Here is a 26933-nt window from a genome sequence, read left to right as displayed (position 1 = left end):
ACTGGCACAGGACAAGAGATAGTTTGGCATAGGACAAAATGAAAATCACCGGGAACAGCGCCGAAGCGATCTTCGACAGCATCCGCGAGGGCATCGGTAGCGGCCATCTGGCGGCCGGCAGCGTGCTGCCGCCGGTGCGGGATCTGGCCGATCGACTGGGGGTCAACCGCAATACCGTAGCCGCTGCCTACAAGCGGCTGGACGCGGCGGGCCTGGCCAGTACGGCGGGACGTCGCGGCACTGTGGTGCGCGGCCTGCCGGCGACGATGGCACGCGAGGGCAGTGCACCGGGATTGGCCCTGCACGATCTGGCCGGCGGCAATCCGGATCCGCGCTGCCTGCCCAGCCTGCGGGTGGCTGCGACGTCCTCGCGCCTGTATGGGGTGGAGACGGTTGATCCACGCATGCAACGCCTGGCACGGGCCTCGCTGGATGCCGATTGCCCGCCGGGCTATGCGCTGGAACTGAGCCACGGCGCGGTCGATGGCATCGAGCGCCTGCTGTCGGCGTGGCTGCTGCCGGGGGACCGCATCGCGGTGGAGGATCCCTGTTTCCTGGGCAGCCTCAATGTCCTCGGTGCGGCCGGACACGTGCCGTTGCCGGTGGCGGTGGATACGCGCGGCATGCAGGTGGAATCACTGCGGCAGGCGTTGGATGCGGGTGCACGCGCGGTGCTGCTGACCCCACGCGCGCACAATCCCACAGGTGCCAGCCTGGATGCGAAGCGTGCGCGTGCGCTACGCCGGTTGCTGGCCGGCTATCCGCAGGTGGCGGTGCTGATCGACGATCACTACGCGCTGCTCTCGCAGCAGAGCTATCACTCGGTGCTGCCGATGGACGGTCGGCGTTGGGCGCTGCTGCGTTCGTTGTCCAAGGCATTGGGCCCGGACCTGCGCGTGGCCTGGTTGGCCTGCGATGGGCAGACCGCGGTGCGCCTGCGCCTGCGCCTGGCGGCGGGCACCGGCTGGGTCAGCCACCTGCTGCAGGATGCAGCCAGTTCGGTATTGGAGTCGGCGCAGCAACGGGCGAAGGTGGCTGCCGCCGGTGAGCGCTACCAGCAGCGGCTGCAGGGTCTGCAGGCCATGCTGCAGGCGCGCGGGCTGCCGACACCGATGCCGATGGAAGGCTTGAATCTGTGGCTGCCACTGCCGGCCGACAGCACGCCGCAGGTGCTGGCGCTGGCGGCGCGTGGCTGGCATGTGCGTGGGGGTGAAGTCTTTGCGGTGTCTGCACCGGCGCATGGGTTGCGCATCACCTGTTCGGCACTCGGCCCACCGCAGCAACGTCGGTTGGCCGATGACCTGGCGGCGGTGATGCGCTGAGCGTGCGCGCTCAGGGCGCGGCGCTGGCGCCGGGGCGCACGTAGTAGGACTGGCCGCTGTCGTCGAGGAACACCAGCTCCGGCTTGCCCTGCCAGGAACTCAGCATGGCGCCGGTGTTGTTCTGGTGCTTGACCATCAGGCTGGCACCGCGGTCCGGGTTGGCCACCACCTTGAAGACTTCGGTGGTGCCGGTGGCATCGTCAAGGGTCAGCAGGGCTTCGCCACCCCGGTCGCTGGTGCCGTAGCCGCCGCGCTCGGAGCCATCGGGGCCGAGCAGGATCAGGCCGGACAGGGCGGTGGCACGTGGCCCCTGCGGGCGGCCCCGGCTGAGGGGGTCGGGAACCGGGGCGCCAAGGATCACCCGCGGCTGGCCGCTGGCATCGTGGATGATCAGGCCGCGCGCTTCGATCACGCGGTGCGGTGACTGGCTGCGATGCAGGTTCCAGGCTGTCCAGCCGGAAACGAGCAACGCGAGCATGGCGACCACCAGGGTGGTCAGGGTCAGGGCACGAGCCATTGTGTATTCCTTCCTTGGACGTGGCCGACGATAGCGGAATCCGGTCGGCCGTGGCCAGTTCGGTGTGTGACGGTGTGTATCGTCAATGGAAGTCGCGGCTGTGGCTGCGCAGTCCCTGCAGCAGTTCGTCCAGGCAGTGCATGCGCTGCACGATCACATGCTGCACGCCATCCACGCGTTCCAGCCGGCCGTCGATCTGCATCAGCTGCGTATCTACCAGGATGTGGTGCTGGCGGTCGGCCAGATGTCGCCAGACTACGGCGTTGACCATGCCGGTTTCATCTTCCAGGGTAAGGAAGGTGACACCGCTGGCGGTCTGCGGGCGCTGGCGCATGCGTACCAGGCCGGCGATGCGTACGCGCCGGCCATGACCATGGTTGGCCAGCTGCGCGGCATCCAGGCAGCCACGGGTTCGCAGCTGCGCACGCAGGAACGACATCGGATGGCGGCCGAGGGTGGTGCCGGTGCTGCGGTAATCGGCCTGCATGTCTTCCCAGGCGCTGGGCAGGGGCAGGGCCACGCGCGCTTCGGCGGTGGCGCGGGCCTGGTCGAACAACGGCAGGCGGTTCTCCACGCCGGAGATATCCCAGCGTGCGCGGTGGCGATGGCCGCTGAGGCCGCGCAGGGCGCCGGCATCGGCGAGCAGGCCCTGCTGGCGGCGATCCAGTGCGGTGCGCTGGCAGAGATCGCCGACATCGTCGAAGGGGCGCCGTGCGCGTTCACGCATGATGATCTGCGCGGCCGGTTCGCTGCAGCCATCGACCAGGCGCAGGCCGAGCCGGATTGCCGCCGCGCCCTTGCTGAAGTCCAGTGTGCAATCCCAGTCGCTGTGGCGCACGTCCACCGGCAGTACCGTGATGCCATGCCGGTGCGCATCCTGCAGCAGCTGGTCGGGGCTGTAGAAGCCCAGTGGCTGGCTGTTGATCAGGCTGGCGGTGAATGCAGCCGGGTGGTGGCACTTCAGCCAGCAGCTGGCATAGGTGAGCAGGGCGAAGCTGGCCGCGTGGCTTTCCGGAAAACCGTAGTCGCCGAAGCCCTTGATCTGCTCGAACAGGTGCTCGCCATATTCCAGACTGAAGCCGTTTTTCAACATGCCCGTCAGCAGCTTTTCGCGGTGCGGTTCCAGGCCGCCACGACGCTTCCAGGCGGCCATCGAACGGCGCAGTGCATCGGCTTCGCCTGCGGTGTAGCCAGCCGCGTCCACCGCCAACTGCATGACCTGTTCCTGGAACAGTGGCACGCCCAGTGTGCGCGCGAATACGCGGTCGAGCTGGGGGGGATAGAGTGGGTTGTCCGGATCGTTCAACGCATCCGGGCCTTGTTCGCGCAGGATCCGCCGACGTTCCAGGTAGGGATGGACCATGTCGCCCTGGATCGGGCCAGGGCGCACGATCGCCACCTCGATCACCAGGTCATAGAAATTACGCGGCTGCATGCGTGGCAGCATCGCCATCTGCGCGCGCGACTCGATCTGGAACACGCCGATGGTGTCGGCGGCGCAGATCATGTCGTAGGTCGGCTTGTCATCGTCCTCGATTGCATCCATGCGTCCTTCGTGCAGGCCGTGCTGCTGCAGCATCGCCAGGCATTTGCGGATGGCGGTGAGCATGCCCAGGGCAAGGCAGTCGACCTTCATCAGGCCGGTGGCGTCCAGGTCATCCTTGTCCCACTGGATGACGGTGCGGTCGGCCATCGCCGCGTTCTCCACCGGCACCAGCGTCGACAGCGGATGCTCGGAAATCACGAAGCCGCCCGGATGCTGCGACAGATGGCGCGGAAAATCGATCAGCTCGGCGGTCAATGCCAGCAGCCGGCGCATCAACGGTGTTTCCGGATCGAAACCGCGCTCGCGCAGGGTTTCCGGCAACGGAATGTTGCCGCCCCAATGGTCCATCGCCGCGCCCAGCTCGTTGACCTGGTCCATCGGCAGGCCCAGCGCGCGGGCGACATCGCGGATCGCGCTGCGGCCACGGTAGCTGATCGCCACCGCCGTCAACGCGGCACGCTCGCGGCCATAGCGGTTGAACACGTACTGCAGCACTTCCTCGCGGCGCTCGTGTTCGAAGTCGATGTCGATGTCCGGTGGTTCATCACGCTCGGCCGAGATGAAGCGTTCGAACAGCAGGTTGCTGCGCGCCGGGTCGATCTCGGTTACACCCAGCACGAAACACACCGTTGAATTGGCGGCCGAGCCACGGCCCTGGCAAAGAATGTTCTGCTCGCGGGCGAAGCGCACGATGTCCTGTACGGTGAGAAAATAGGAGGCGTAGTTCTTCTTTGCGATCAGGTCCAGCTCGTGTTCGATCTGTTTGCGCTGGGCTTCCTTGATGCCCTCCGGCCAGCGCCAGGGAATATTCTTCTCGACCAGCACGCGCAGCCAGCTGTCCGGGTCGTGGCCTTCGGGCACCAGTTCGCGCGGGTAGGTGTATTTCAGCTGGTCCAGGGAGAAGTGGCAGCGTTCGGCGATGCGCAGGGTTTCTGCCAGCAGGTCGGGCGGATACAGCTGGGCCAGTGCAGTGCGCGGGCGCAGATGGCGCTCGCCGTTGGCAAACAGGCGCCAGCCAGCCTCGGCCACGCTGCAGCGGTGGCGGATCGCGGTCAGCGTGTCCTGCAAGGCACGACGCCGGCGCACGTGCATGTGCACGTCGCCACTGGCGACCAGCGGCAACCGGTGGCGCTCGCCGAAGGCCTGCAGCTGCTGCAGCCGGCGCGTGTCGTCGTGTTCGTGGTGCAGCTCCACGGCCAGCCACAGGCGCTGCGGAAAACAACGGCGCAGCAGTTCCAGTTCGGTGGCCGCCGGTTGCCGGTCCAGCCACAGGCACAGCAGGCCCTCGGGCAGTCCCTGCAGATCCTCGCGCAGGCAGCGGTATCCGCCCTTGGCTGCCCGCCGGCGACAGGTGGTGATCAGCTGGCACAGTCCGGCGTAAGCGACCTGGTTGGTGCACAGCAGGGCCAGCTTGGGCCCGTTTTCAACCTGGAATTCGGCACCGACGATCAGCGCCACGCCGTGCGTCTTCGCCGCCTGCCATGCGCGCACGATGCCAGCCAACGAGCATTCGTCGGTGATGGCCAACGCGCGGTAACCCTGGCCGGCGGCGCGTGCGAACAGTTCCTCGGCGGTGGATGCGCCACGCTGGAAGCTGAAGGCCGACAGGCAGTGCAGTTCGGCGTATCCGGGCAGATCGGTGTGCATGGGGCTCAACCGAACCAGCCGTGCAGCATCCACGGCGCATGCGGATCATTGCGCGTGCGGAAGGCCCAGCCCCGCTGGCCCTGCGCGGTTTCCACCACGTAATAGTCGCGGCGTGCATCGGCCTGGTCCCACCAGCCCGATTCAATCCGTTCCGGCCCGGCGACGATACGCAGGCGCGGATCGCGCAGCGGCTGTGGCGTCTCCAGCAGCCAGCCGGGGCGCAGCGGCCACCAAGCGGGTGGCTTGGCCGGTGGCTGGGTGCCACTGGCGCGTTCGGGGCGGTGGTCGGCCTGCACGGCCAGTGGCTGCACGGCGTCATCGCCGAGGCGGGCACGCAGGCGCTCGCGCAGCTGGGTCCATGGCATCGCCTGCGCCGGGCGGGTATCGAACAGGTCACGTGCGGCCGGCACGAACGGCGGCAGCTGTTCGGCCTGCAGGCGCAGCGCACGGCTGCCGGCGGGCAGGGCGAAGGCTTCCATGCGGTTGCGTGCGATCTCGAACAGCAGCGCCGCATCGCGTTCGGGGGCCAGCAGGCCGATGGTCAGCACGCTGGCCGGCAGCAGGTCATGCTCGAAATGCAGGTCGAAACGCTGCACGCCACCATCGCGCGAACACAGGAATGCGGCCAGATCCAGCAGCAGGCGCCGCAGCGGGAACAGCAGGGCCTGGCTGGATTCGATCTCGTATTCGAATTCGATGCGCGCATCGAACCGGTCCGGCGGCTGGTAATAGCGCAGCGGCGCGTTGCCCAAACCGCGCACGGCATCCAGCTGCTGCAGTACCTCGGGGGCGAAGCGGCGGGCCAGGCTTTCGCGCGGCAGGTCGAAGGCCGCCCCCAGCGTGCGCAGGCCGGAGCGTGCCAGCACGGTCACTGCATCAACGGGCAGGCCACTACGCGCCAGTGGCAGCTGTGCCAGTGCGGCGGGCAGCTGCTGCGCATCGATGCCAAGGCCATCGTGCACATTGGCCAGCACGCGCGCGGCATGCGGGTTGGGGGCAGCGACCAGGCGATGGCGGAAGCCCAGGTCGTGCAGGCCGTTGCGCAGGCGTTGTTCGATTGTCAGCCAATCGCCGAACAGGGCACGGCTGGCACCGATTTCCAGCACCAGCGCATGCGGAAAATCGAGGCTGACCAGCGAGCTGGTGGCATACAGCCAGCTGGCCAGCAACTGCCGGGTGTGCTGTTCGGCGCTGGGATCGTAGTCATGCAGCTGCAGGTCCTGCACCAGCACCTGCGCGGCCGACAGCAGCATGCCCGGGCGCAGCCCCGCTGCCCGCGCGGCAGGGCTGACCGCACGCAGCACACGACGCTGCGCCGGCCCCTGCAGCAGTACCAGTGGCCGCTGTGGATCGGGCTGCAGGCGCAGCACGCTGTCCAGCGCCAGCTGCGGCAACAACAGGCAGGCCCAGTGCATGGCGCGGCCTCAGTGGGCGATGGCCAGCGGCAACGGCTGCGCTGGTGGCAGCCCGCCGCGGCACTTCAGCACCCGCACCTGGCCATGGTCGAGCTGCAGGCGCAGGCTGGCCGGGGAGGGGTTGCGGGCGGCGCGGGCCTCGCGGAACACGAAACCCAGGCATTGGCCGCTGTCGGCGGCAACCTGCAAGCGGCGCAGGGCACGATCGTCGGCCTGCTGCGGCCAGCACAGCACGGCGGCGCAGGCGGCAGAGCGCAGGCACTGCTCGGCCGCCCACAGCGCCTGCTTTGGTGCGGCGTGGATGATCTGCAGCTGGGCCAGGTCGAGCCCGGCGGCGGCCCATGCCGGGGCGTGCGGGCGATGGGGTGGGGCGACCAGCACGATCGGCCGTGGTTGCTGGCTCAGCTTTGCCAGCGCTGGCCAGACCAGGGCCAGTTCACCGACCCCGGGTGCGGCCTGCAGTACTTCGCACAGCCCGCTGGCTGGCCAGCCACCGCCGGGCAGGCGCGCGTCCAGCGCCGGGTGGCCACTGGCCAGATGGTCGCTGGCTTGCCCCTGGCGTGCCGGCCCGCGCCAGACCTGGCGGCCGTCCAGCAGGCGGTCGAGGGCGACGACGGCGCCCATCAGCCGGTCCTCCGGGGGAGGCGCCGGGCTGGCGGGAAGCGGCAGAAGTGGGCGGAAACGGCAGGCATGGAGCGAGTATCGACAGGCCGATATCAGGGGCTGAGACCGGACATGCTACTCGGCTTGTGAGTAATATTACTAATGAAATCGGAGGGCGGGGTTTCAGCTTGCTGAAGGAGGTAAAGCATCCACGCAGGGCGTGGATCTACTGGGGAACGGGGGCCTGGATGCGGGAAAAGCGGTGCCGGCCAAGGTCGGCACCGCCCACCCTGGCCCGGCTATCGGGTCACGGGCGGACCGGCAGGGCCACCGGGCGCAGTGGCGCGGCGTCGCCGCCGCGGATCTTCAGCGGGCCACCGATGAAGGCGAACTCGTAGACCTTGTCGTGCGCCAGTTCATCCAGCGCCACCAGCTCGATGATCGGCGCGCCCTGCTGCGCCAGCAGGTAGGTGTGCAGGGGCACGTAGTCGTCGGACACTTCGGAAGGGAAGGTCTCGAAGCTGAGGTTGTCGGCGCCGACGATCATCGCGCCGCTGTCCTCCACCAGGAAACGCGCCGCATCCAGGCCCATGCCCGGCGGGTTGGCCATGTAGGCCTTGGGCTGTTCGAACAGGCGCATGCGACCGGTGCGGATCAGTACGATGTCGCCCTGCTGCAGCTGCACGTGCTGGCGTGCCAGCGCATCCTTCAGGTCCTGGCGGGTGACGCGGTAGCTGTCCGGCAGCATGTCCATGCCCTTGGCGCCGGCCACGTCGATCAGTACGCCACGGGCGATCAGCGGCGGGAATTTCTCGATGCCGGTGACGTTCCAGCCGCGGTCGCCGAGGTGCTTGTCGGCCTCGAAGCCATTCCAGATCTTTCCATGGATGCCGAAGTGGTTCAGCGCATCGATGTGGGTGCCGGTGTGGCTGTACATCGAGAACGCGGTGCCGGTGTAGCTGCGGGTGAGGTTCATCGTCTCGCCTACGCCCATCGGGTCGTCCATCACCGTGCCGCGCGGGGTGTGGGTCATCCAGAACTGGTAGTGCGGGTCGCCGGCATCCTGCCAGCTGGGCATGCCGACGTAGTACTCGGTGGCCAGATCGTAGGCTTTGCCGCCGCTGACCCGCGACAGGATCGCTGCGCGTGAGGCCTCGGTGATCAGGTTGAGGCGGCCGATCTCGTCCTTCGGCCCCCAGGGGCTGGTGCCGACCTGCTGGCCGGAGGGAACGCGTTCGTGCGCGGACACGGTGGTGGAGGCCGCGGCGCCGGCCAACAGCAGGGCCAGGGCGGTGCCCAGGGTACGTGGGGTCATGGGAATCTCCTTGAAGGTGGGAAACGGTGCGGCTCAGGCCGCGACCAGCGGCGCCAGGGCCTGGCGCAGTTGCGGCAGCGGCAGGGTCTGCAGGCGCAGGCCGTTGCCGGTGATGACGGTGGGGATGGAGCGGATGCCGAGTGCGGCAGCTTCAGCGCGGTCGGCCTGCACGCGCTGGCGCACCTCATCGCTGCGCATCCGGTCGGCGAAGACGCCACGCCGATGCCCCAGCTGTTCGGCGATGTCCAGCAGCACCTCGACGTCACCGACGTTTCGGTGCTGGTGCAGGTGCGCCCACTGCACGGCATCGAACATCGCGCCGTGTGCGGCGTTGCCGCCGAGCATGCCGGCGGCCTGGCAGGCCAGTGCACCCAGCCAACCGGAAGGGTATTCGAAGTCCTGTGCCCGCATGCCGTCGATATCGATGCGCGCGCTGTCGTCATGCGCGGCGCAGTCGGCCCAGTGGCGCAGGATGATGGCCTTGGCGCGCGGCATCGAGCCGAATACCTCGATCATCTGTTCGCGCGAGTCCTGCAGCACGAAGCTGCGGTGGCGGACCTGGATGCCGAGTTCGACCGAGACCTGCTGCAGGCGCGGGGCCAGCACGAAGCACCAGCCGCAGACCACGTCATGAAAGAAATCGACCACCGGTGCAGTGGTGGTCAGCGAAGGAGAGGCGATCATCGGCCTGCCGTCCGTGAGAGGGGAGGCGGCAGAGTAGGCAGTGGCGCCGGGCCGAAACAGCACGCGGCGGGCAGCTCAGTTTTCGCTGGCGGTTACGAATCCAACCCGGCGCAGGCGGGCAGTTCGGCGTGCAGGAAATCGATGAAGGCGCGTACCTTCGGTTGCAGGTGGCGCGCGGTGGGGTAGACCGCGTAGACGAACCGCGGCGGATAGCGATGGTCGGGCAGCACCTGCTGCAGTTCGCCGCTGGCCAGTGACGGTGCGGCCAGGAACGAGGGCAGCGCACCGATACCGAGGCCGGCGACCAGCAGGTCACGCAGCAGCAGACTGTTGTTGGCGGTGACCCGTGTCGGCAGGGTCACCGTGACCTGGCCATCGGGGCCGAGCAGCGGCCAGCTGCCGGGTGAATCGGACAGGCTGTAGCCAAGCACGCTGTGCGCCTGCAGTTCTTCCACCACCTGCGGTGCCGGATGGTGCTGCAGATAGGACGGTGCCGCGCACAGCACCTGTTGCAGCGAAGCCAGGCGGCGTGCGACCAGCCGCGAATCTTCCAGTTCGGCGCGGATGCGCAGGGATACATCGAACCCTTCGCCAACCGCATCGAGCAGACGGTCTTCCATCACCAGGTCCAGTGCAAGCTGCGGATGCTGCTGCAGGAAGCGTGGCAGCAATGGCGACAGCGTGCTCAGCGCGAATGACTGCGGTGCATTGACCCGCAGGCGCCCGCTCACTTCACCGCGCTGTTCGGCGATGCCGCGCTCCAGCGCGTCCAGTTCATCGAGCAGGCGGCAGCATTCGCGGTAATAGGCATGGCCGGTTTCGGTCAGGCTCATGCGGCGGGTGGTCCGCTGCAGCAGCACTACGCCCAGATGCGTTTCCAGCGTGCGCAGCTGCTTGCTCAGCCCGGCTGGCGACAGGCCCAGGTCTTCGGCAGCACGGGCGAGGCTGCCGCGTTCGACGATGCGGCGGAAGGCGCGCATCAAGGTGAAGGAATCCATGCCGGTCCAGGCCGCGATGAGGTCGACATTGTAGATCCACGCCAGACGTGGATCGCCCACCAAGGTGGGCATTCAACGTGAGCGGACGCGGGGTTGCGCTGTTTGTTCAAGCCTGCAGCCCGCATGCCGGGCCAGCATGCAGGCCCCTCACTGTTCAGAGCCAGCCATGAAGCACTGGATGCTCCGCCTGTATGCCCCGTTGTTCCTGCTGGGTTTTGTTGCCGCCGCCATCACCTGGGTCGGCCACTCCCACGGTGACCCGCTGTGGCTGCTTGCCTTGCTGGCTGTCGCCATCGCGGTGTCGTTCGCTGCCGAGCGGCTGTGGCCTTACGATCCGGCGTTCAACCACGACCAGGATGACCGCCTGCGCGACGTCCTGCATGCGCTGGTCAATGAAAGCCTGAACCTGCTGTCGATCGCCACGGTGCCGATGCTGGCGGCAATCGTGCCCTGGCACGTCTGGCCGACGCAGTGGCCATTCGCGCTGCAGGTGCTGGTGGCGATCATCGCCGCTGACCTTGGCATCACCCTGGTGCACTACGCCAGCCATCGCATCGGCTGGTTGTGGCGGTTGCATGCGGTGCATCACAGCGTGATCCGCATGTATGGCTTCAATGGTTTGATGAAACACCCACTGCACCAGGCCGCCGAAGCGGTGGGCGGCGTACTGCCGCTGCTGCTGTTGGGCATGCCGATGCCGGTGGCCGCAGTGCTGGCGTTCGCCATCGCGATCCAGCTGCTGCTGCAGCATTCCAACGTGGACATGCGCCCGGGTGTGTTGGGCCGGGTGATGGCATGGGCACCGCTGCACCGCTTCCACCACATCCGCTATGGCACTGCAGGTGATGTCAATTTCGGTTTGTTCTTCACCGTGTGGGACCACCTGCTGGGGACCGCGTTTGATGCTCCGGGCTATCGGTTGCGGCAGCGTGATCTGGGCATCGGCAGCCAGCCGGACTATCCGCAGGCGTATTCCGCACAACTGCTGGCCCCCTTCCGCGCGCTGCCCCATGGCGAGGTGCCGGAACTTCCGGAAGGACTGCGCAGGCGCGGGTGATCGATGCGTCAGGCCGCGTGCAGCTGCAGGCCCTGCAGTTGCGCGGCACCGATGCCGAACATGCGGCGCAGGCTGCGCGAGAGGTGGGGAAGATCGGCGAAACCGGCGGCATGCGCGCTGTCGGTCAGGCTGTGCCCGCGCAGATGATGCGCCAGCGCACTGCGCAGCCGTTGCCACAGCACCCAACCGCGCAGGGTCACTGCCAGCTCGGACTGGAAGCGCCGATGCAGCTGGCTGGTCGACAGATGCGCGGCCTCGGCGATATCGGCGGCCGGCACCGGGCCGGGCAGGTGCTGGGTGATGCGGGCCAGCGCCGCCTGCACACGGCGGTCCAGGGGCTGTGGGCGGCTCAGTCGCGGCAGCCACTCGTGCAGCTGCGCGGCATTGCCGGGCAACGACTGCAGATGCTGCTGGATCTGTTCGAGGTCGGCATGTGCCGGTTCGAGGAACACCGTGCAGCCGTCAGCGGGCGCCGACAGGATCGCGTGCGATTGGAAGGAGCGCAGCCACAGCCGTTGGCCCTGCTGCTGCACGCCATCGATCTCGACCTGCCAAGGGTCGCCGTCGCTCAGCAGCAGCTGATGCGCGTAGTGCGCGTGCGCGGCGCTGTCACCGGCGTGGCCCTGCAGCACGGCCACGTGTGCATCCAGCAGCAGGGTGCCATTCCAGGGTAGAGCGGAGGAGGACATGGAGGAATTGTAGATCCACGCCATGCGTGGATGACGTATGCCGCAAAGGTTCATGGGAAAAACATCCACGCATGGCGTGGATCTACTGCGCGCCGGGAATCTGTCGAAGGCGGGGTGGGGCCGGTTGCGGGGGCATGAGCCGCATGGATGCGGCGACCGAGGCTACATGGACGTACTTGCGCCGTCCCCCGCAACCGGACCTGCCCCGCCTACCAACAGGAGCCCAGCTTTTGCTTCGGCTATTGCTGTTGCAGTTGCCGTTGCCTCTGCGGGTGCCGGGCGCAGCCCGGCCGCCACCTCACCGCCCCTGCGGGTCCGGCCGGTGGTGCACGTACTCGACCACGGTGCCATCGGGATGCACCGCATTGAACGCCGCACCGGTCGGTACCACCTGCAGCGGAAAGATGATCTCGGCGCCGGCGGCCACCAACTTGTCGTGATAAGGCCGAACGTCGTCGACCAGCAACGTGCCCGTGGTCGACGTGAACGGCGCCAGCGCCTCGTCGCAGCCTTCGATCAGCAGGAACGCACCGACCATCGCCAGCCGCAGGCCCGCATCGGGAAACGGAAAGCCGGCATCGGCGACCACGCCCTGCAGCTGCTCGTAGAAGGCCACGCTGCGTTCCAGTTCGCCGGGGGCGACGAACACCCGGATCAGCACGCGCGGGCTGCGCTGGCTGGAGGTGTCACAGCGGTCGCGCCAGAGATGGTCGAAGTCGCGATGTACGGTCATGGGCTCGATTCGTCGCCGGGGAGAACCATTATCGGCAGCGCCGTGCAGCCCGTTGATGACCGCCGGTGATGGGCTGATAACCAGTCCGCACATCGCGCCTGTGACTTAGGTCCTGTTGACAGCGATGAACGCCCTCGCACACTCTTCACATGATGGGTCGCCCTGCGCGGCCCGGACAGGCAGGTTGTCACGCACGGGAGGAGGGTCCCGCGCGCAGACCGGCCCGTCCTCTGGCCTGCAAGGCGTTGCCCGGCAACGCATGCGCGGCATGACGCTGCACCCTTCGGCGGCACTTTCCCTGGACCGATTGCCTTGGCAACGGAATTACGCCCGCCGATGAAAACGTTTACAAAGCCGCTCGCCCTGTCCCTGGCCCTGTCTGCCGCACTGGCCACCCCGGCCTGGGCCGACTCCGCCGCCTTCACCGTGCTGACACTGGAACAGGCGCCGACCGCGGACGCGATGCCGGCCCTGGCTGCCCAGTTGAAGACCCTGCAGGTGGATGCGGTCAGCGTTCGCCAGGTACAGCGCGGCATCGGCCAGGTCGATCCGCTGCAGCTGCTGGCCGATGGCCTGGGCTACCAGTACCGCTTCATCGCCGCCGGCAAGGATGACGGCCAGACCCAGCACGGCCAGGCCGTGTTGACCCGGCTGCCGATCGCCGCCGAATCCGGCCCCGACCAGCCGGGCCTGAACTACCTGCGCCTGGATGACGGCCGCCATGCAGTGGCGGTGTACACCGACGCTGGCGCCGGTGCTTCGCAGTTGCCGGCACTGGTGTCGCGTTCGCGACTGGGCGCGCCGGCGGTGCTGCTCGGCGCGGTGGCCGGTGAATCGGCCAAAGCGGCCGGCTTCGATCCGGCACGCGTGGCCCTGGAGGCCGATGCCAGCTATTTCAGCGATGGCTTCCAGGCCGCCAGCAGTGCGCCGTTCAAGGTTGAAGGCAGCGCGCTGCGTGCAACCCTGCTGACCCTGGCCTATGCGGCTGACAAGGGCGGCGAGCAGCCGTGGATGGATACCACGCTCACCGCCGATGCGCGCGCTGCGCTGCTGCTGAAGGCGATGACCGAGGACGAGAAGTTCCAGATGCTGCACAGCTACTTCGGGCTGGGCAAGGACGGTGGCAAGCTGCCGGAAGGTGCGGTGGGTTCGGCCGGTTTCGTGCCGGGCGTAGCGCGCTTGGGCATTCCGTCGCAGCAGTCGGCCGACGCCGGCGTGGGCGTGACCAATCCCGGTGGCATCCGCCCGGGTGATTTCGCCACCGCCATGCCGTCGGGCCCGTCCACGGCGTCCACCTGGAACCGCGGTGTTGCCTTTGCCGGTGGCGCGACGATGGGCCGCGAAGCCTGGCAGCAGCGCTTCAACATCCTGCTGTCCGGCAGCGTCAACCTGCAGCGTGACCCGCGTAACGGCCGCAACTTCGAATACGCTGGTGAAGACCCGCTGCTGGCCGGTTCGATGGTCGGCGCAGTGATCCAGGGCGTGCAGAGCCAGCACGTGATCTCCTCGATGAAGCACTTTGCGCTGAACGACATGGAGACCCGCCGCAACTTCCACGACGTGCGCATTGGCGAGCAGGCCATGCACGAGTCGGATCTGCTGGCGTTCGAGATCGCGCTGGAAGCTGGCCGCCCGGGCGTGGCGATGTGCTCGTACAACAAGATCAACGGTACCTACGGCTGCGAAAACGGCTACCTGATGAACCAGGTGCTGAAGCAGGAGTGGAAATTCCCCGGTTTCGTGATGTCCGACTGGGGCGGCGTGCACAGCGGTTCGAAGGCGGCGCTGGCCGGCCTGGACCAGCAGTCCGCCGGTGAAGTGTTCGATGCGGCGGTGTTCTTCGATGAGCCGCTGCGCCTGGCCGTGCACGGCGGCGTGGTACCGCAGGCGCGCCTGAACGACATGGTCGCGCGCATCCTGCGCACGATGTTCCTGCACGGCAACTTCGACAACCCGCCGCAGCACCAGAAGGTCGACGCTGAAGCCGGTTTCGCCGTGGCCCAGCGCACGGTGGAAGAAGGCAGCGTGCTGCTGCGCAATGAAGGCAGCCTGCTGCCGCTGGCCGACAGCGCCAAGCGCATCGTCATCATCGGTGGCCATGCCGACAAGGGCGTGATCGGTGGCGGCGGTTCGTCGATGGTGGGCGTCACGGCCAAGGGCACCAACGCGGTGCCGGGCGTGCTGCCGACCACCTGGCCGGGCCCGGTGATATTCCATCCGTCCTCGCCGTTGGAATCGCTGCGTGCCGCGCGTCCGGATGCCACCATCACCTATGTTGACGGCACCAATGCCGCCGCTGCGGCCAAGGCTGCTGCACAGGCGGATGTGGCCATCGTGTTCGCCACCCAGTGGGCGGCCGAATCGGTGGACCTGCCGGACATGCAGCTGCCGGACAACCAGGATGCGTTGATTTCGGCGGTGGCCAAGGCCAACCCGAAGACCGTGCTGGTGCTGGAAACCAACGGCCCGGTGCGTACGCCGTGGCTGGCGCAGGTGCCGGCGGTGCTGCAGGCCTGGTACCCGGGTATCCGTGGCGGTGAAGGCATTGCCGCACTGCTGACCGGCCAGGCCAATCCGTCCGGCCGCCTGCCGGTGACCTGGGTGGTGGACGAATCGCAGCTGCCGCGCCCGCACATCGATGGCCTTGGCTTCAAGCCGGCCAAGCCGTTCGGCGATGTGTTCGATTTCGATATCGAAGGCGCCAACGTCGGCTACAAGTGGATGGCGGCCAAGGGCCTGACCCCGACCTTCGCCTTCGGCCACGGCCTGTCCTACACCTCGTTCGCCTATGAAAACCTGAAGGTGAGCGTGGAGGGTTCGCGCCTGGTTGCCAGCGTCGACATCCGCAACACCGGCAAGCGCGCCGGTGCCGACGTCGCCCAGCTGTACCTGAAGCTGCCGGCCGGCAGCGCCACGCCGATCCGCCTGATCGGCTACGACAAGGTCGAGCTGCAACCGGGCGAACAGCGCCGCATCCGCATCGAAGCCGAGCCGAAGACCCTGGCGCATTACGATGCGCAGGCACGCCAGTGGAAGATCGCCGGCGGCACCTACCAGGTGCAGTTGTCGCGCAACGCCGCCGAGCCGCTGCAGACGGTGGACGTGCAGCTGGTGGAGCAGGTGCTGCGCTGATCCGCTGCGGCACTGATGGTTGAAGACACGGCCCCGCAAGGGGCCGTGTCTGTTTACGGGGTGCCGCTGCGCTCGCCGGGCATGGCCCGGCGCTACCCGATTACGGGCATCCCGGTAGCGCCGGGCCATGCCCGGCGGGCGAAGGATTCAGCTGGCGTCGTCACCAAACCACCCGCGCAGGAAATCGATCAGCTGCCGCACCTTCGGCGAGGGCTGGCTGCTGTGCGGGTACACCGCGTACACGCTCTGCTGCGGGAAACGATGCTGGCGCAGCACCGGCCGCAGGCGGTCGTGGGCGAGATCGTCCTCGATCAGCCAGCGTGGCAGCACGGTCACTCCTGCACCGGCCACGGCGAACGCGCGCAGGCTGCTCGCCCCATCCACGCGTATCACCGCGTTGCCCGGATTGGTGGCGAACAATGCATCGCTGCCATCCGGCGCGACCACCGGCACATCGGCCAGGCGCGGATAGCCGAGGCGGGGCAGGGTTCCCAGCAGTACCGGATCATCCACCGCCTCGGCGGACCCCAGGCGCGCCAGCAATGCCGGAGCGGCGACCGCGCACAGCGGGTGACGTTCCAGCTCGGTGGCATGCAGTTGCGAATCGGGCAGGCGGCCGAGGCGGATCGCCAGGTCGAAGCGCTCGGGAATCAGGTCGGCCGGTGCCGGCGAGGTCGATAGATGCAGCGCCAGCGCTGGATGCTGCGCGCGGAAGGCCTCCAGTGCTGGAATCAGCCGCAGCTGCGCGTACTCCGGGGTGGTGGTCAGGCGCAGTACGCCCTGCAGTTGATGCTGGTCGCGGCGCGCGGCATCGATGGCGGCCTGCGCGGCATCCAGTGCCTGCACGCAGTGCTGCAGGAACTGTTCGCCGGCCTCGGTCAGCGCCAGGTGGCGGGTACTGCGCAGCAGCAGGGTTACCCCCAGCTCCTGCTCCAACCGCTTCAGGTTGAAGCTGACCACGGCCCGGCTCAGGCCCAGGCGCTCGGCGGCGGCGGTCAGGCTGCCGGCCTCGACCACGGCACGGAAGATATCGAAGCGATCGAGGCTGACCATGATGGCTGATTGTCAAAACAGGTTTGACAGTGTTGCAGCTGCCGTCGTGTTTTTCCAACAACGCTGGTCCGCGATGCTGTCGCCTTCGCTGCCGGAGCCTGCTGATGCCTTCCCCACGCCTGCGCCATGAGGCGATCTTCCTGCTGGTGTTCGCCCTGGACCTGGTCAACATGTTCATCGCCACCGTGGCCTACCCGGCGCTGGCGGCCGAGCTGCATGCGGACATCGGCACCCTGGCCTGGGTGGGCACGGCCTACATGCTGGGCCTTAGCGTGGTGATTCCGCTGGCCCCGTGGCTGGCCGCGCGCTGCGGCGAGCGTCGCCTGCTGCTGGCTGCCTTGTTGCTGTTCGCAGTGGCTGCGGGCCTGGCCGGCGCCGCGCCGTCCATCGGCTGGCTGCTGGGCTGGCGGCTGCTGCAGGGGTTGGCTGGCGGGCTGCTGATTCCGGTGGCGCAGGCGGCGGCGTACCGGCAGTGCACGCCTGAGCAACGCGGTGCGCTGACCCGGCGCATCCTACTGGTGGCGTTGCTGGTGCCGGCACTTGCACCAGCTCTTGGCGGCCTGCTGGTGCAGTGGCTGTCCTGGCGCGGCGTGCTGTGGGCCAGCCTGCCGCTGGCGGTGCTGGCGATCGCCCTGGTGCTGGCGTGGATGCCGGCCGATGGCCTGCGCAGTGCGCCACGCCTGCAGGGCTATGCACTGGCCACCGCCATGTCTGCGCTGGGCGCGTTGCTGCTGGCATTGACCTGGCTGGGTGAGCCCGATCATCGCTTCGCCGGCGCAGGGTTGCTGCTGCTGGCAGCAGTGCTGGCCGCCGCCCACCTGCATAATGCACGCCGGCAGCCGCAGCCGCTGCTGCGCTGGTCGCTGCTGTCCCATCGAGGCCTGCGCATGGCAATGCTGGTCTATCTGGCGGTGCCGGGTGTGTTCATCGGCAGCCAGCTGGCCAGTACCCTGCAGTTGAACCACGCCGGTTACAGCGCCGCGCAGATCGGCGCCTTGATGTTGCCGTGGGCGCTGGCCTCGGCACTGGCAATCACCGGCAGCCGACGCTTGCTGGCGCGCTTCGGGCCGGGCTCGGTGCTGCGGCTGGGCATGGTCCTGCAGGCCAGCGGTCTGCTGCTGATGGCGCTGCAATCGCAGCCCCCCTTCACGCTGGCCGCAACGCTGTTCGCCCTGATGGGCGCTGGCGGCAGCCTGTGCAGTAGCACCGCGCAGACGTTGGCGTTCCATGGTGTGGACGCCGAGGCGCTGGGCGATGCCAGTGCGCTGTGGAACCTCAACCGCCAGCTCAGCTTCTGCCTGGGTACCGCCGCCATTGCTCTGCTGCTGGCCTTGGCCATGCAGTGGTGGCCGGCGCATGCCACCGGCGTGGCGTTGGGCCTGGCGGCCGTACTCACCCTGTTGCCGCTGGCGCTGCTGCGCCGGTCGCAGCTGCATTCCCTTTCCACTCCGGAGACTGCTTGATGGACATGAACGCCGAACACGAAATCCACTTTCTGCACGACAAGCTGCAGGCCTGGTTCCGCGCAGAGGTCGCGGCCGATGCACTGGCTGATCTGATGGAACATTTCTGCGCGGACTTCAGCATGGTCGGCATCTCCGGTCGCAGGTTGGACCGCGCTGCCGTGCAGGCGCTGTTCGTGGGCGGACACGGCGCCCGGCCGGGACTGCGGATCGCCATCGAGGCCGTGCAGGCGGTGGAAGCGCCGTCGCCGCTGGCGATGCTGCGTTATCGCGAGGGACATGCAGTGGGTGCGGGAGAAACCGCGTGGCGGGAATCGCTGGCAGTGCTGCGGCAGGAAGGAGGGCACTGGCGCTGGCTGGCCCTGCATGAAGTACCGGTGGCGTGATGGATCCGCCGGGCATGGCCCGGCGCTACCGTGGTTGGTCGTGAACGGGTAGCAACGGGCCATGCCCGGTGAGCGCGGCGGCAGCAGACCGCACATGTGCCATCAGTCCTGCCTGTAAACGCCGCAGAATGCAAAGCAGGCACACGCTTTGCCGGGGGCTACGGGAGTAGGCTGGGGCCTTTCCTGCCGGGAGGTGATGTCCATGCGTGTGCGTGCCGTTGCTGTTGCCGTAGCCCTGAGCCTGTCCAGCGCCGTGCTGGCCGCCGACACGCCGCCGATGACCCCGGACATCAGCGGAAAACCCTTCGTCGCCCCCGATGTGGGCCGCGACTACGACAAGCGCGTGGTGATGGTGCCGATGCGTGATGGCACCAAGCTGTACACGGTGATCGTGGTGCCCAAGGGTGCCCACAATGCACCGATCCTGCTGACCCGCACACCGTACGACGCCGCCGGCCGCGCCAGCCGCAGCGATTCGCCGCGCATGCGCGATCTGCTGCCGCAGGGCGATGAAGTGTTTGTGGATGGCGGCTACATCCGCGTGTTCCAGGACATCCGTGGCAAGTACGGCTCCGAAGGCGATTACGTGATGACCCGGCCGCTGCGTGGGCCACTGAACGGTACCAAGGTCGATCATTCCACCGATGCGTGGGACACCATCGATTGGCTGGTCAAGCATGTGCCGGAGACCAACGGCAAGGTCGGCATGCTCGGCTCGTCGTACGAAGGCTTCACCGTGGTGATGGCGCTGACCGATCCGCACCCCGCACTGAAGGTGGCCGCGCCGCAGAGCCCGATGGTCGATGGCTGGATGGGTGACGACTGGCTCAACTACGGCGCCTTCCGTCAGGTCAATTTCAACTACTTCGCGATGCAGACCGAGAAGCGTGGCAAGGGCACGCCGCTGCCGTCGCTGGGCTACGACGATTACAGCACTTTCCTGCGCATCGGCTCGGCCGGTGACTACGCCCGCTTTACCGGCGTGGACCAGCTGACCTGGTGGAAAAAGCTGGTACAGCACCCCGCATACGATGCGTTCTGGCAGGGCCAGGCGCTGGATGCGGTGATGGCGAAGACGCCGCTGAAGGTGCCGACCATGTGGCTGCAGGGCCTATGGGACCAGGAAGACATGTGGGGTGCCAACCACGCCTACCAGGCGATGGAAGGGCGCGATACCGGCAACACCCACAACTACCTGGTGATGGGCCCGTGGCGGCACAGCCAGGTGAACTATGACGGCAGCCAGCTTGGGGCGCTGAAATTCGATGGCGATACCGCGCTGCAGTTCCGCCGCGACGTGCTCAAGCCGTTCTTCGATCAGTATCTGGTGGATGGCGCGCCGAAGGCCGATACGCCACCAGTGCTGGTGTACAACACCGGTGAAAACCATTGGGACCGCCTGCAGGGCTGGCCGCGCAGCTGCGAGAAGGCGTGCGCGGCAAACAGCAAGCCGCTGTACCTGCGTGCCGGTGGCAAGCTGGCGTTCCAGGCGCCGGCGGCGGGCGAGGGCGACTTCGAGGAATACGTGTCTGATCCGTCCAAGCCGGTGCCGTTCGTACCGCGTCCGGTGCGCTTTGGCGACCGCGACATGTGGACGACCTGGCTGGTCAAGGATCAGCGCTTCGTCGATGGCCGCCCCGACGTGCTGACCTTCATCACCGAGCCGTTGACCGCACCGCTGCGCATCGGAGGTACGCCGGTGGTGAACCTGCAGGCGTCCACCAGTGGCACCGACAGCGACTGGGTGGTGAAGCTGATCGACGTGTATCCCGACCAGGAAGCATCGACGCCGGAGATGGGCGGCTATGAGCTGCCGGTGTCGCTGGCGATCTTCCGTGGCCGCTACCGCGAGAGCTTCAGCGACCCCAAGGCATTGGCGGCCAACCAGGTGCTGCCGTACCGTTTCGACCTGCCCAATGCCAACCACACCTTCCAGAAGGGCCACCGGGTGATGGTGCAGGTGCAGTCCAGCCTGTTCCCGCTGTACGACCGCAACCCACAGACCTACGTGCCGAACATCTACCTGGCCAAGCCGGGTGACTACCAGAAGGCGACGCAGCGGGTATGGCACAGCGCCGCGCAGGCCAGTTACATCGAACTGCCGGTGTACTGAGACGGAGGGGATGACGCCGGGCACGGCCCGGCGCTATCCCGGTCGCGCGATGTCGGTAGCGCCGGGTGTGGTAGTGCCGGCCGCTGGCCGGCAACGCGATGGTGCGAAAGCGTGAACAGATCGCTTGCAGGACCGACGGGGTAGTGCCGGCCGCTGGCCGGCAACGCGGTAGTGCGAAGGCGTGTCGACCAAGGTCGACACCTACCGGAACAGATCGCCTGCAGGACCGACGGGGTAGTGCCGGCCGCTGGCCGGCAACCCGGTGGCGCGAAAGCGTGTCGACCAAGGTCGACACCTACCGGAACAGATCGCCTGAAGGACCGACGGGGTAGTGCCGGCCGCTGGCCGGCAACCCGGTGGTGCGAAAGCGTGTCGACCAAGGTCGACACCTACCGGACAGATCGCCTGCAGGACGGACGGGGTAGTGCCGGCCACTGGCCGGCAACGCGGTGGTGCGAAAACGTGAACAGATCGCCTGCAGGACCGATGGGGTAGTGCCGGCCGCTGGCCGGCAACGCGATGGTGCGAAAGCGTGTCGACCAAGGTCGACACCTACCGGAACAGATCGCCTGAAGGACTGATGGGGTAGTGCCGGCCGCTGGCCGGCAACGCGATGGTGCGAAAGCGTGTCGACCAAGGTCGACACCTACCGGAACAGATCGCCTGCAGGACTGATGGGGTAGTGCCGGCCGCTGGCCGGCAACGCGGTGGTGCGAAAGCGTGTCGACCAAGGTCGACACCTGCCCGGGCAGATGCGCTTCAACCAACCTTCGAAGGGCCGGTGCGCCAGCGGCTGGGCACCAGCCCGAAGCGCTTGCGGAATGCGGCAGCGAAGTTGCTGGGATGCCGATAGCCGGTTTCCGCCGCCGCCTGTTCCACGCTCCAGCCGGATTCGCGAAGGCCCTGCTCGGCATGTCGCATGCGTTGTTCGTGCAGGTAGTCGAACACCGAGCAGCCATACGCCTGGACGAAGTGCCGGCGCAGGGCGCTGGGGCTCATGCAGGCCAGTTGGGCAAGTTCCAGCAGGCTGTGCGCATGGCCAGGGTCGTCGTGCAGGAACGTCCGTACGCGTTCCAGCCGCGCCCGCTGGCCACTGCGCAGCGCACGCGCACCTTCGGCGTGCAGATCATCGGCCTGCAGGCCGGTGGACAGCAACTGCAGGGCAATGCCCTCGCGCCACAGCGCGTCCAGGCCGTCCTGCCAGGGGCTGTCGAACAGCTGCGCGAGAGGCGGCAGCATCGCGTGCGGAATGGCCCAGTGCCTGCATTCCATGTGTGAACCCAATGCCCGCTGCAATTGCGGTTGCCGCAGCAGGTCCGGGTCCAGATCGGCTGGCACCATCAGGCTGATGCCACGCAGGCGCATATTGCCCGGATGGACGCCGACCATTGCCACATGGTCGCGGTGGCTGGTGGTCACTGCGGTGCCTGCGCGCAGGCTGAAGTCACTGCGGTTGGGAACCTGCACGTCGACCTGGCCCTGCAGCATCACGCGGATGACCAGGCCGGGCCGTTCGTGCGCTGTGGCGGTGTAGGCGATGCGGTTGTGCACATCCGATGCGAGCAGGCTCATGCCGCCGCGCAGGGTCTGTTCGTGCAGGTCGCCGTGACCGGCCCACTGTTCTTCGCGCAGGTGGCTTGGATCGGCACGGTAGTCATAGCCGTGTCGCTGGCCAAAACGGCGGTAATCGGCAAACGTGAAATATCGGGACATCGCTCGGCGCTCAACCATGGATGATGGGTGCCGGCGACGATGTGCCCGCACGTTCCATCGTGCACCTGCAGCGCGGATCGGTCCTGCGCTTTCAGAGTTGGAAATAGATTCCTGTCATTTTCTCCAATGCCAGCCCGAATGCGATATCCAACGGGTCAATCGATTGGCATTTACGGCCAAGTTGAAGATCGCGCAGCAATGCGCGTGCGTACTGTAACTGCTCGGGACGGGTGATCGATTCGTCTTCGTAGTGGTCAAAGAGCAGGCCGAACCGCGTATTGAGGGTAGTGAGGAAGCCGCTGTCGAACAGCAGATCGACCGTGGCATCGCTGAGCATCACTTCGTACAGATCGCCAGGCAGGCAGGAATCGGTATCCAGCCGCCGTTCGGCATCGGCAGAAAGTGGAACGCAGGCTGTACGCATGGGAGCTCAGGTGGCGGGCAAGCGCGCAAGTATCACGCATGCAGCGCTTTCGTCACGAAGAAGGGCGTAGTGTCGGTGAGGTCGGACGGTTCTGTCCGCATCGATTTCCCAACAGATGGAGACCACAGATGATTGATTACCGACTCAACGGAAAAACCGCGATCGTCACCGGCGGTGTATCCGGTATCGGCCTGGCGGTAGCGGAAACGCTAGCTGCATCGGGCGCGCGCATTTCGGTGTGGGACCTGAAGCAGGATGCGGTGGATGCCACGGTGGCCACGCTGCGCAACCAGGGTGCCGAGGCCATCGGTGTCGCGTTGGATGTCACCGACGAGGCGGCGGTGGAAGCGGCGGTGCAGCGCACGGTGAAGGAACTGGGCGGCGTGCATGTTGCAGTGAATAACGCTGGCATCGGCGGGCCAGCGGCAAGCAGCGGCGACTATCCCATTGATGGCTGGAAGCGCGTGGTCGATGTGAACCTGACCAGCGTGTTCCTGTGCCAGCGGGCGCAGATCCAGGCGATGCGCACGGCGGGCAGCGGCGGCAGCATCATCAACATGGCCTCCATCCTGGGCCAGGTCGGGTATGCCGGTTCGACCGCCTACGCGGCGGCCAAGCACGGCGTGGTCGGCCTGACCCAGACGGCTGCATGGGAGCACGCTGCCGATGGCATCCGCATCAATGCGGTGGGCCCGGGCTTCATCAACACGCCGTTGCTGGAAAAGATGGACGCCAAAGTGCGTGCCACGCTGGAGGGCCGGCATGCACTCAAGCGTTTGGGAACGCCGCAGGAAGTGGCCGCGCTGGTCGCCTGGCTGGCCAGCGACGATGCCTCGTTCGCGACGGGTGCCTACTACGCCATCGACGGTGGTTATCTGGCGCAGTAGTGCCGGCCGCTGGCCGGCAACTCCCGTTGCATGGAACAAGGCGGCATCGCCCGGTGAAGAGGGCGTGCCATCGCCTTCACCCCCGTCCCACGGCCGCCGGGCAACGCTCCGGGAAACTTCCGGAGCCTCCCCATGGAACTTACCCAGGACATGTCCATTCTGCTGCGCGTTGCCGCCGCCATGGTCTTTGGCGGCGTGCTGGGCGTTGAACGTGAGATGGGCAAGCACGCTGCCGGCCTGCGCACGCACATGCTGATTGCCGGTGCCGCTGCGCTGATCGTCGGCCTCGGTGATTCGGTGGCCGAACACTTCCAGCAGGAACGCTACCGCGATCTGCTGCAGGTCGACCCGGTGCGATTGATCGAAGCGGTGGTGGCCTGCGTGGGCTTCGTTGCCGCCGGCACCATCCTGCGCGGCAATCGCGAAGACCAGGTCAGCGGGCTCACCACCGCCAGTTCGCTGGTGATGGCCGCGGCCATCGGTATTGCCGTGGGCATCGGCAAGTACGTGATCGCGCTCGGTGTCAGCGTACTGTGCGTGCTGGTGCTGGCGTTGATACGGCGGGTGGAAAAGAAGTTGTAATAGCTAAATGGTACGACCAATAATTTCGCATAGCCCTATGGTCTAATAGGCTTTCGGCAGGATTGGAGGTTCAATTCGCGCCTGTGGTCCGATTGTTGGTCAATGTGGTACGACCAATATATGACGGGCCCGACGCCCCCACCCGGTGGGGAACCCCCTGTTCCTGTCGAGAGCCCTATGCAGCCCTGGCAACACGTGTACGACCCCGCCGGCAACCTGTGGTTGTCGAGCCTGATCGCGCTGCTGCCGATCGCCTTCTTCTTCATCGCCCTGGCCGTGCTGCGCATGAAGGGCTGGATCGCCGGCACCATCACGGTGGCCATCGCCCTTGCCGTGGCGCTGCTGTTCTATCGCATGCCGGTGGCGCAGGCGCTGGGCGCGGCCGGCTTTGGCTTCGTCTATGGCCTGTGGCCGATCGCCTGGATCATCATCGGCGCGGTGTTCCTGTACAAGGTTTCGGTCAAGACCGGCCAGTTCGACATCATCCGTGCCTCGATCCTGTCGGTCACCGAGGACCAGCGATTGCAGATGCTGATGGTCGGCTTTGCCTTCGGCGCCTTCCTGGAAGGTGCAGCCGGGTTCGGTGCGCCGGTGGCGATCACCGCCGCGCTGCTGGTCGGGCTGGGCTTCAAGCCGCTGTATGCGGCCGGCCTGTGCCTGATCGTCAACACCGCGCCGGTGGCGTTCGGCGCGATGGGCATCCCGATCATCGTGGCGGGGCAGGTGACCGGCCTGGATGCATTCGAGATCGGCCAGATGGCCGGCCGCCAGCTGCCGTTCCTGACTGTCATCGTGCTGTTCTGGATCATGGCGATCATGGACGGCTGGCGCGGCATCAAGGAAACCTGGCCGGCGGTGCTGGTGGCAGGCGGTTCGTTCGCCATCGCCCAGTACCTGACCTCCAACTTCATCGGCCCGGAACTGCCGGACATCACCGCCTCGCTGGCGTCGCTGGTCTGCCTGACCCTGTTCCTGCGCCGCTGGAAGCCGGTACGGATCTTCCGCTTCGATACCGAAACCAGCGCTGAGGCGGCCGCACAGGCAATGGAGGCGCCGCGCCACAGCGTCGGCCAGATCGCCAAGGCGTGGTCGCCGTTCCTGATCCTCACTGCGATGGTCACCGTGTGGAGCATCAAGCCGTTCAAGTCGCTGTTCGCAGCCGGTGGCCCGCTTGAAGGCTGGGTACTGAAGATTCCGGTGCCGGGCCTGGACCAGATGGTGCAGAAGATGCCGCCGATCGTCGATGCGCCGCTGAGCTATGAGGCGGTGTACAAGTTCGACTGGTTCTCGGCCACGGGTACCTCGATCATCCTTGCCGCAATCATTGCGATCATCGCCCTGCGCATGCCGGCGCGCTCGGCGCTGCAGACCTTCGCTGAAACCGTGCGCGAACTGCGCATGCCGATCTTTTCGATCGGCATGGTGCTGGCGTTCGCCTTCATCGCCAACTATTCGGGGCTGTCGGCAACGCTGGCGCTGGCACTGGCGCACACCGGCAAGGCGTTCCCGTTCTTCTCGCCGTTCCTGGGCTGGCTGGGCGTGTTCCTGACCGGTTCGGATACCTCGTCCAATGCACTGTTCTCGGCGCTGCAGGCGACCACCGCCCAGCAGATCGGCGTGTCCGACGTGCTGCTGGTAGCGGCCAACACCACCGGCGGCGTCACCGGCAAGATGATCTCGCCGCAGTCCATTGCCATTGCCTGCGCGGCGGTGGGCCTGGCCGGCAAGGAGTCGGACCTGTTCCGCTTCACCGTCAAGCACAGCCTGATCTTCACCACGATGGTCGGCCTGATCACCTTGGCCCAGGCCTACTGGTTGACCTGGATGATTCCCTGAGCCATGCAGTACAGGCCGACCAACAGCGGCGTGCTTCGGGCCACAATGGCGCCATGAGCACACAACGGGTTTCGGACAAGGTGGCCGCGCAGCTGCGTGCGCTGGTGCAGGAACAGCAGTTGCAGCCGGGCGACAGGCTGCCGGCCGAGCGCACGTTGGCCGTTCAGCTGGGGGTCTCGCGCACCGCGCTGCGCGAGGCCATCGCGCAGTTGTCCAGCCATGGTCTGCTGACCGCGCGGGTAGGCGGTGGCACTTACGTGAGCGAGCCCGCCGCACGTGCGCGGCAGGCGCTGGATGAACCGCTGGTGCCGTACCTGCCGCTGTTCCAGGGGGACCCGGAATACCGCTTCGATGTGCTGGAAATCCGCCACGCGCTGGAAGGCGCCACGGCCTGGCACGCTGCGCTGCGAGCCACCGACGAGGACCGCGCGCGCATCGCCCAGGCGTTCCAGACCATGATGGATGCGCATGGCAAGGACGACCCCGCCGGTGAGGCGCAGGCCGATGCGGCCTTCCACCTGTCCATCGCCGAGGCCTCGCACAACCTGGTATTGCTGCAGGTGATGCGCGGCCTGTTCGAACTGCTGCAGACCAATATCTCGCAGAGTCGCGAAAAGCTCTACACCTCGGCCAGGACCTTCTCGCCGCTGTCCGACCAGCATCGCGAAATGATGGATGCGGTGCTGGCCGGCGACCCCGAACGTGCGCGCGCCGCCGCGCATGCCCACCTCGAGTTCGTGCACACCACGCTGCGCACCCTCGATGACAACGAAGCCCGGCGTGCGCGGGCTTCGCGTCTACCTTCCCCACACGGTTGA

Annotated in this window: 22 protein-coding genes; 10 read left to right on the top strand and 12 right to left on the bottom strand. The window is 67.1% G+C overall.

Features of this window, described 5'->3' with window-relative positions; all coding sequences use genetic code 11:
- Window positions 1-38 precede the first annotated feature (38 nt).
- A complete protein-coding gene (ptsJ, locus tag J2X70_RS09165) occupies window positions 39-1322 on the top strand; it encodes a transcriptional regulator PtsJ (RefSeq protein ID WP_309910028.1) in 1284 nt (427 codons plus the stop codon).
- Between the two features lie 10 nt (window positions 1323-1332).
- Here ptsJ and J2X70_RS09160 read toward each other — a convergent pair whose 3' ends face one another.
- From J2X70_RS09160 to J2X70_RS09130, 7 genes are all read right to left on the bottom strand, one after another.
- Complete coding sequence (locus tag J2X70_RS09160) at window positions 1333-1839, bottom strand: hypothetical protein (RefSeq protein ID WP_025879224.1); 507 nt, start codon at window positions 1837-1839, stop codon at window positions 1333-1335.
- An 82-nt stretch (window positions 1840-1921) separates the two neighbouring features.
- Window positions 1922-5032, bottom strand: coding sequence for an error-prone DNA polymerase (locus tag J2X70_RS09155; protein WP_309910026.1), 3111 nt, complete (start codon window positions 5030-5032; stop codon window positions 1922-1924).
- A gap of 5 nt (window positions 5033-5037) precedes the next feature.
- Window positions 5038-6447 (bottom strand): DNA polymerase Y family protein, encoded by a 1410-nt coding sequence (locus J2X70_RS09150; protein WP_033831382.1) that lies wholly within the window; start codon window positions 6445-6447, stop codon window positions 5038-5040.
- A gap of 9 nt (window positions 6448-6456) precedes the next feature.
- A complete protein-coding gene (imuA, locus tag J2X70_RS09145; RefSeq protein WP_032975251.1) occupies window positions 6457-7071 on the bottom strand; it encodes a translesion DNA synthesis-associated protein ImuA in 615 nt (204 codons plus the stop codon).
- Window positions 7072-7357: 286 nt separating this feature from the next.
- Window positions 7358-8365 carry a cyclase family protein gene (locus J2X70_RS09140; RefSeq protein WP_309910022.1) on the bottom strand — a complete coding sequence of 336 codons (1008 nt, stop codon included), beginning with the start codon at window positions 8363-8365 and terminating at the stop codon, window positions 7358-7360.
- A 33-nt stretch (window positions 8366-8398) separates the two neighbouring features.
- Entirely contained in the window at window positions 8399-9049 is a 651-nt protein-coding gene (locus tag J2X70_RS09135; RefSeq protein ID WP_025879219.1) for a DsbA family protein, read from the bottom strand.
- A 92-nt stretch (window positions 9050-9141) separates the two neighbouring features.
- Window positions 9142-10047, bottom strand: a complete 906-nt coding sequence (locus J2X70_RS09130; RefSeq protein ID WP_033832181.1) for a LysR family transcriptional regulator — start codon at window positions 10045-10047, stop codon at window positions 9142-9144.
- A gap of 178 nt (window positions 10048-10225) precedes the next feature.
- Here J2X70_RS09130 and J2X70_RS09125 point away from each other — a divergent pair, with 178 nt between their 5' ends.
- The gene (locus J2X70_RS09125) at window positions 10226-11104 is read left to right on the top strand and encodes a sterol desaturase family protein (RefSeq protein ID WP_309910019.1); all 879 of its coding nucleotides are present in this window, start codon (window positions 10226-10228) and stop codon (window positions 11102-11104) included.
- 8 nt (window positions 11105-11112) lie between these two features.
- Here the strand turns inward: J2X70_RS09125 and J2X70_RS09120 are convergent, their stop codons facing one another.
- Together J2X70_RS09120 and J2X70_RS09115 are read right to left on the bottom strand one after the other, a co-directional pair.
- Window positions 11113-11817, bottom strand: a complete 705-nt coding sequence (locus J2X70_RS09120; RefSeq protein ID WP_105164260.1) for an AraC family transcriptional regulator — start codon at window positions 11815-11817, stop codon at window positions 11113-11115.
- A gap of 274 nt (window positions 11818-12091) precedes the next feature.
- Entirely contained in the window at window positions 12092-12526 is a 435-nt protein-coding gene (locus J2X70_RS09115) for a glyoxalase/bleomycin resistance/dioxygenase family protein (protein WP_025878496.1), read from the bottom strand.
- A 336-nt stretch (window positions 12527-12862) separates the two neighbouring features.
- Here J2X70_RS09115 and J2X70_RS09110 point away from each other — a divergent pair, with 336 nt between their 5' ends.
- Window positions 12863-15658, top strand: a complete 2796-nt coding sequence (locus tag J2X70_RS09110) for a glycoside hydrolase family 3 C-terminal domain-containing protein (RefSeq protein WP_132824855.1) — start codon at window positions 12863-12865, stop codon at window positions 15656-15658.
- A 147-nt stretch (window positions 15659-15805) separates the two neighbouring features.
- Here the strand turns inward: J2X70_RS09110 and J2X70_RS09105 are convergent, their stop codons facing one another.
- The gene (locus J2X70_RS09105; protein ID WP_032975257.1) at window positions 15806-16711 is read right to left on the bottom strand and encodes a LysR family transcriptional regulator; all 906 of its coding nucleotides are present in this window, start codon (window positions 16709-16711) and stop codon (window positions 15806-15808) included.
- Between the two features lie 104 nt (window positions 16712-16815).
- On the opposite strand from J2X70_RS09105, the gene J2X70_RS09100 reads away from it, so the two are divergent.
- The 3 genes from J2X70_RS09100 to J2X70_RS09090 all read left to right on the top strand — a co-directional run bounded on the left by J2X70_RS09100 (window position 16816) and on the right by J2X70_RS09090 (window position 20673).
- Window positions 16816-18174, top strand: coding sequence for an MFS transporter (locus J2X70_RS09100; protein WP_309910015.1), 1359 nt, complete (start codon window positions 16816-16818; stop codon window positions 18172-18174).
- Window positions 18174-18560, top strand: coding sequence for a DUF4440 domain-containing protein (locus J2X70_RS09095; protein WP_309910013.1), 387 nt, complete (start codon window positions 18174-18176; stop codon window positions 18558-18560). The genes J2X70_RS09100 and J2X70_RS09095 overlap by 1 nt, the downstream gene beginning before the upstream one ends.
- A 202-nt stretch (window positions 18561-18762) precedes the next feature.
- Complete coding sequence (locus tag J2X70_RS09090; protein ID WP_025878501.1) at window positions 18763-20673, top strand: CocE/NonD family hydrolase; 1911 nt, start codon at window positions 18763-18765, stop codon at window positions 20671-20673.
- Window positions 20674-21432: 759 nt separating this feature from the next.
- Here J2X70_RS09090 and J2X70_RS09085 read toward each other — a convergent pair.
- Together J2X70_RS09085 and J2X70_RS09080 are read right to left on the bottom strand one after the other, a co-directional pair.
- Window positions 21433-22386, bottom strand: a complete 954-nt coding sequence (locus J2X70_RS09085) for an AraC family transcriptional regulator (protein ID WP_025878502.1) — start codon at window positions 22384-22386, stop codon at window positions 21433-21435.
- Between the two features lie 91 nt (window positions 22387-22477).
- Entirely contained in the window at window positions 22478-22810 is a 333-nt protein-coding gene (locus J2X70_RS09080) for a hypothetical protein (protein WP_025878503.1), read from the bottom strand.
- Window positions 22811-22938: 128 nt separating this feature from the next.
- Here J2X70_RS09080 and J2X70_RS09075 point away from each other — a divergent pair, with 128 nt between their 5' ends.
- The 4 genes from J2X70_RS09075 to lldR all read left to right on the top strand — a co-directional run bounded on the left by J2X70_RS09075 (window position 22939) and on the right by lldR (window position 26933).
- Window positions 22939-23697, top strand: a complete 759-nt coding sequence (locus tag J2X70_RS09075) for an SDR family NAD(P)-dependent oxidoreductase (protein WP_025878504.1) — start codon at window positions 22939-22941, stop codon at window positions 23695-23697.
- Between the two features lie 132 nt (window positions 23698-23829).
- The gene (locus J2X70_RS09070; protein ID WP_032975262.1) at window positions 23830-24279 is read left to right on the top strand and encodes an MgtC/SapB family protein; all 450 of its coding nucleotides are present in this window, start codon (window positions 23830-23832) and stop codon (window positions 24277-24279) included.
- Window positions 24280-24456: 177 nt separating this feature from the next.
- A complete protein-coding gene (lldP, locus tag J2X70_RS09065; protein ID WP_025878506.1) occupies window positions 24457-26115 on the top strand; it encodes an L-lactate permease in 1659 nt (552 codons plus the stop codon).
- 53 nt (window positions 26116-26168) lie between these two features.
- Window positions 26169-26933 (top strand): transcriptional regulator LldR, encoded by a 765-nt coding sequence (lldR, locus tag J2X70_RS09060; RefSeq protein ID WP_032975263.1) that lies wholly within the window; start codon window positions 26169-26171, stop codon window positions 26931-26933.

This window comes from Stenotrophomonas sp. 1337, from assembly GCF_031455455.1.
In the GTDB taxonomy this organism is placed as follows: domain Bacteria; phylum Pseudomonadota; class Gammaproteobacteria; order Xanthomonadales; family Xanthomonadaceae; genus Stenotrophomonas; species Stenotrophomonas indicatrix.
This window is presented reverse-complemented; position numbering and strand designations above follow the sequence as displayed.

Excerpts from the sequence above, each read along its gene's own strand:
- J2X70_RS09095 (WP_309910013.1), top strand. The coding sequence starts at position 18,174 with ATGGACATGAACGCCGAACACGAAATCCACTTTCTGCACGACAAGCTG.
- J2X70_RS09150 (WP_033831382.1), bottom strand. The coding sequence starts at position 6,447 with ATGCACTGGGCCTGCCTGTTGTTGCCGCAGCTGGCGCTGGACAGCGTG.
- J2X70_RS09160 (WP_025879224.1), bottom strand. The coding sequence starts at position 1,839 with ATGGCTCGTGCCCTGACCCTGACCACCCTGGTGGTCGCCATGCTCGCG.
- J2X70_RS09140 (WP_309910022.1), bottom strand. The coding sequence starts at position 8,365 with ATGACCCCACGTACCCTGGGCACCGCCCTGGCCCTGCTGTTGGCCGGC.
- J2X70_RS09110 (WP_132824855.1), top strand. The coding sequence starts at position 12,863 with ATGAAAACGTTTACAAAGCCGCTCGCCCTGTCCCTGGCCCTGTCTGCC.
- J2X70_RS09135 (WP_025879219.1), bottom strand. The coding sequence starts at position 9,049 with ATGATCGCCTCTCCTTCGCTGACCACCACTGCACCGGTGGTCGATTTC.
- J2X70_RS09105 (WP_032975257.1), bottom strand. The coding sequence starts at position 16,711 with ATGGTCAGCCTCGATCGCTTCGATATCTTCCGTGCCGTGGTCGAGGCC.
- J2X70_RS09070 (WP_032975262.1), top strand. The coding sequence starts at position 23,830 with ATGGAACTTACCCAGGACATGTCCATTCTGCTGCGCGTTGCCGCCGCC.
- J2X70_RS09115 (WP_025878496.1), bottom strand. The coding sequence starts at position 12,526 with ATGACCGTACATCGCGACTTCGACCATCTCTGGCGCGACCGCTGTGAC.
- J2X70_RS09130 (WP_033832181.1), bottom strand. The coding sequence starts at position 10,047 with ATGGATTCCTTCACCTTGATGCGCGCCTTCCGCCGCATCGTCGAACGC.
- lldP (WP_025878506.1), top strand. The coding sequence starts at position 24,457 with ATGCAGCCCTGGCAACACGTGTACGACCCCGCCGGCAACCTGTGGTTG.
- J2X70_RS09080 (WP_025878503.1), bottom strand. The coding sequence starts at position 22,810 with ATGCGTACAGCCTGCGTTCCACTTTCTGCCGATGCCGAACGGCGGCTG.
- J2X70_RS09075 (WP_025878504.1), top strand. The coding sequence starts at position 22,939 with ATGATTGATTACCGACTCAACGGAAAAACCGCGATCGTCACCGGCGGT.
- J2X70_RS09120 (WP_105164260.1), bottom strand. The coding sequence starts at position 11,817 with ATGGCGTGGATCTACAATTCCTCCATGTCCTCCTCCGCTCTACCCTGG.
- ptsJ (WP_309910028.1), top strand. The coding sequence starts at position 39 with ATGAAAATCACCGGGAACAGCGCCGAAGCGATCTTCGACAGCATCCGC.
- J2X70_RS09100 (WP_309910015.1), top strand. The coding sequence starts at position 16,816 with ATGCCTTCCCCACGCCTGCGCCATGAGGCGATCTTCCTGCTGGTGTTC.
- J2X70_RS09090 (WP_025878501.1), top strand. The coding sequence starts at position 18,763 with ATGCGTGTGCGTGCCGTTGCTGTTGCCGTAGCCCTGAGCCTGTCCAGC.
- imuA (WP_032975251.1), bottom strand. The coding sequence starts at position 7,071 with ATGGGCGCCGTCGTCGCCCTCGACCGCCTGCTGGACGGCCGCCAGGTC.
- J2X70_RS09155 (WP_309910026.1), bottom strand. The coding sequence starts at position 5,032 with ATGCACACCGATCTGCCCGGATACGCCGAACTGCACTGCCTGTCGGCC.
- J2X70_RS09125 (WP_309910019.1), top strand. The coding sequence starts at position 10,226 with ATGCTCCGCCTGTATGCCCCGTTGTTCCTGCTGGGTTTTGTTGCCGCC.
- J2X70_RS09085 (WP_025878502.1), bottom strand. The coding sequence starts at position 22,386 with ATGTCCCGATATTTCACGTTTGCCGATTACCGCCGTTTTGGCCAGCGA.
- lldR (WP_032975263.1), top strand. The coding sequence starts at position 26,169 with ATGAGCACACAACGGGTTTCGGACAAGGTGGCCGCGCAGCTGCGTGCG.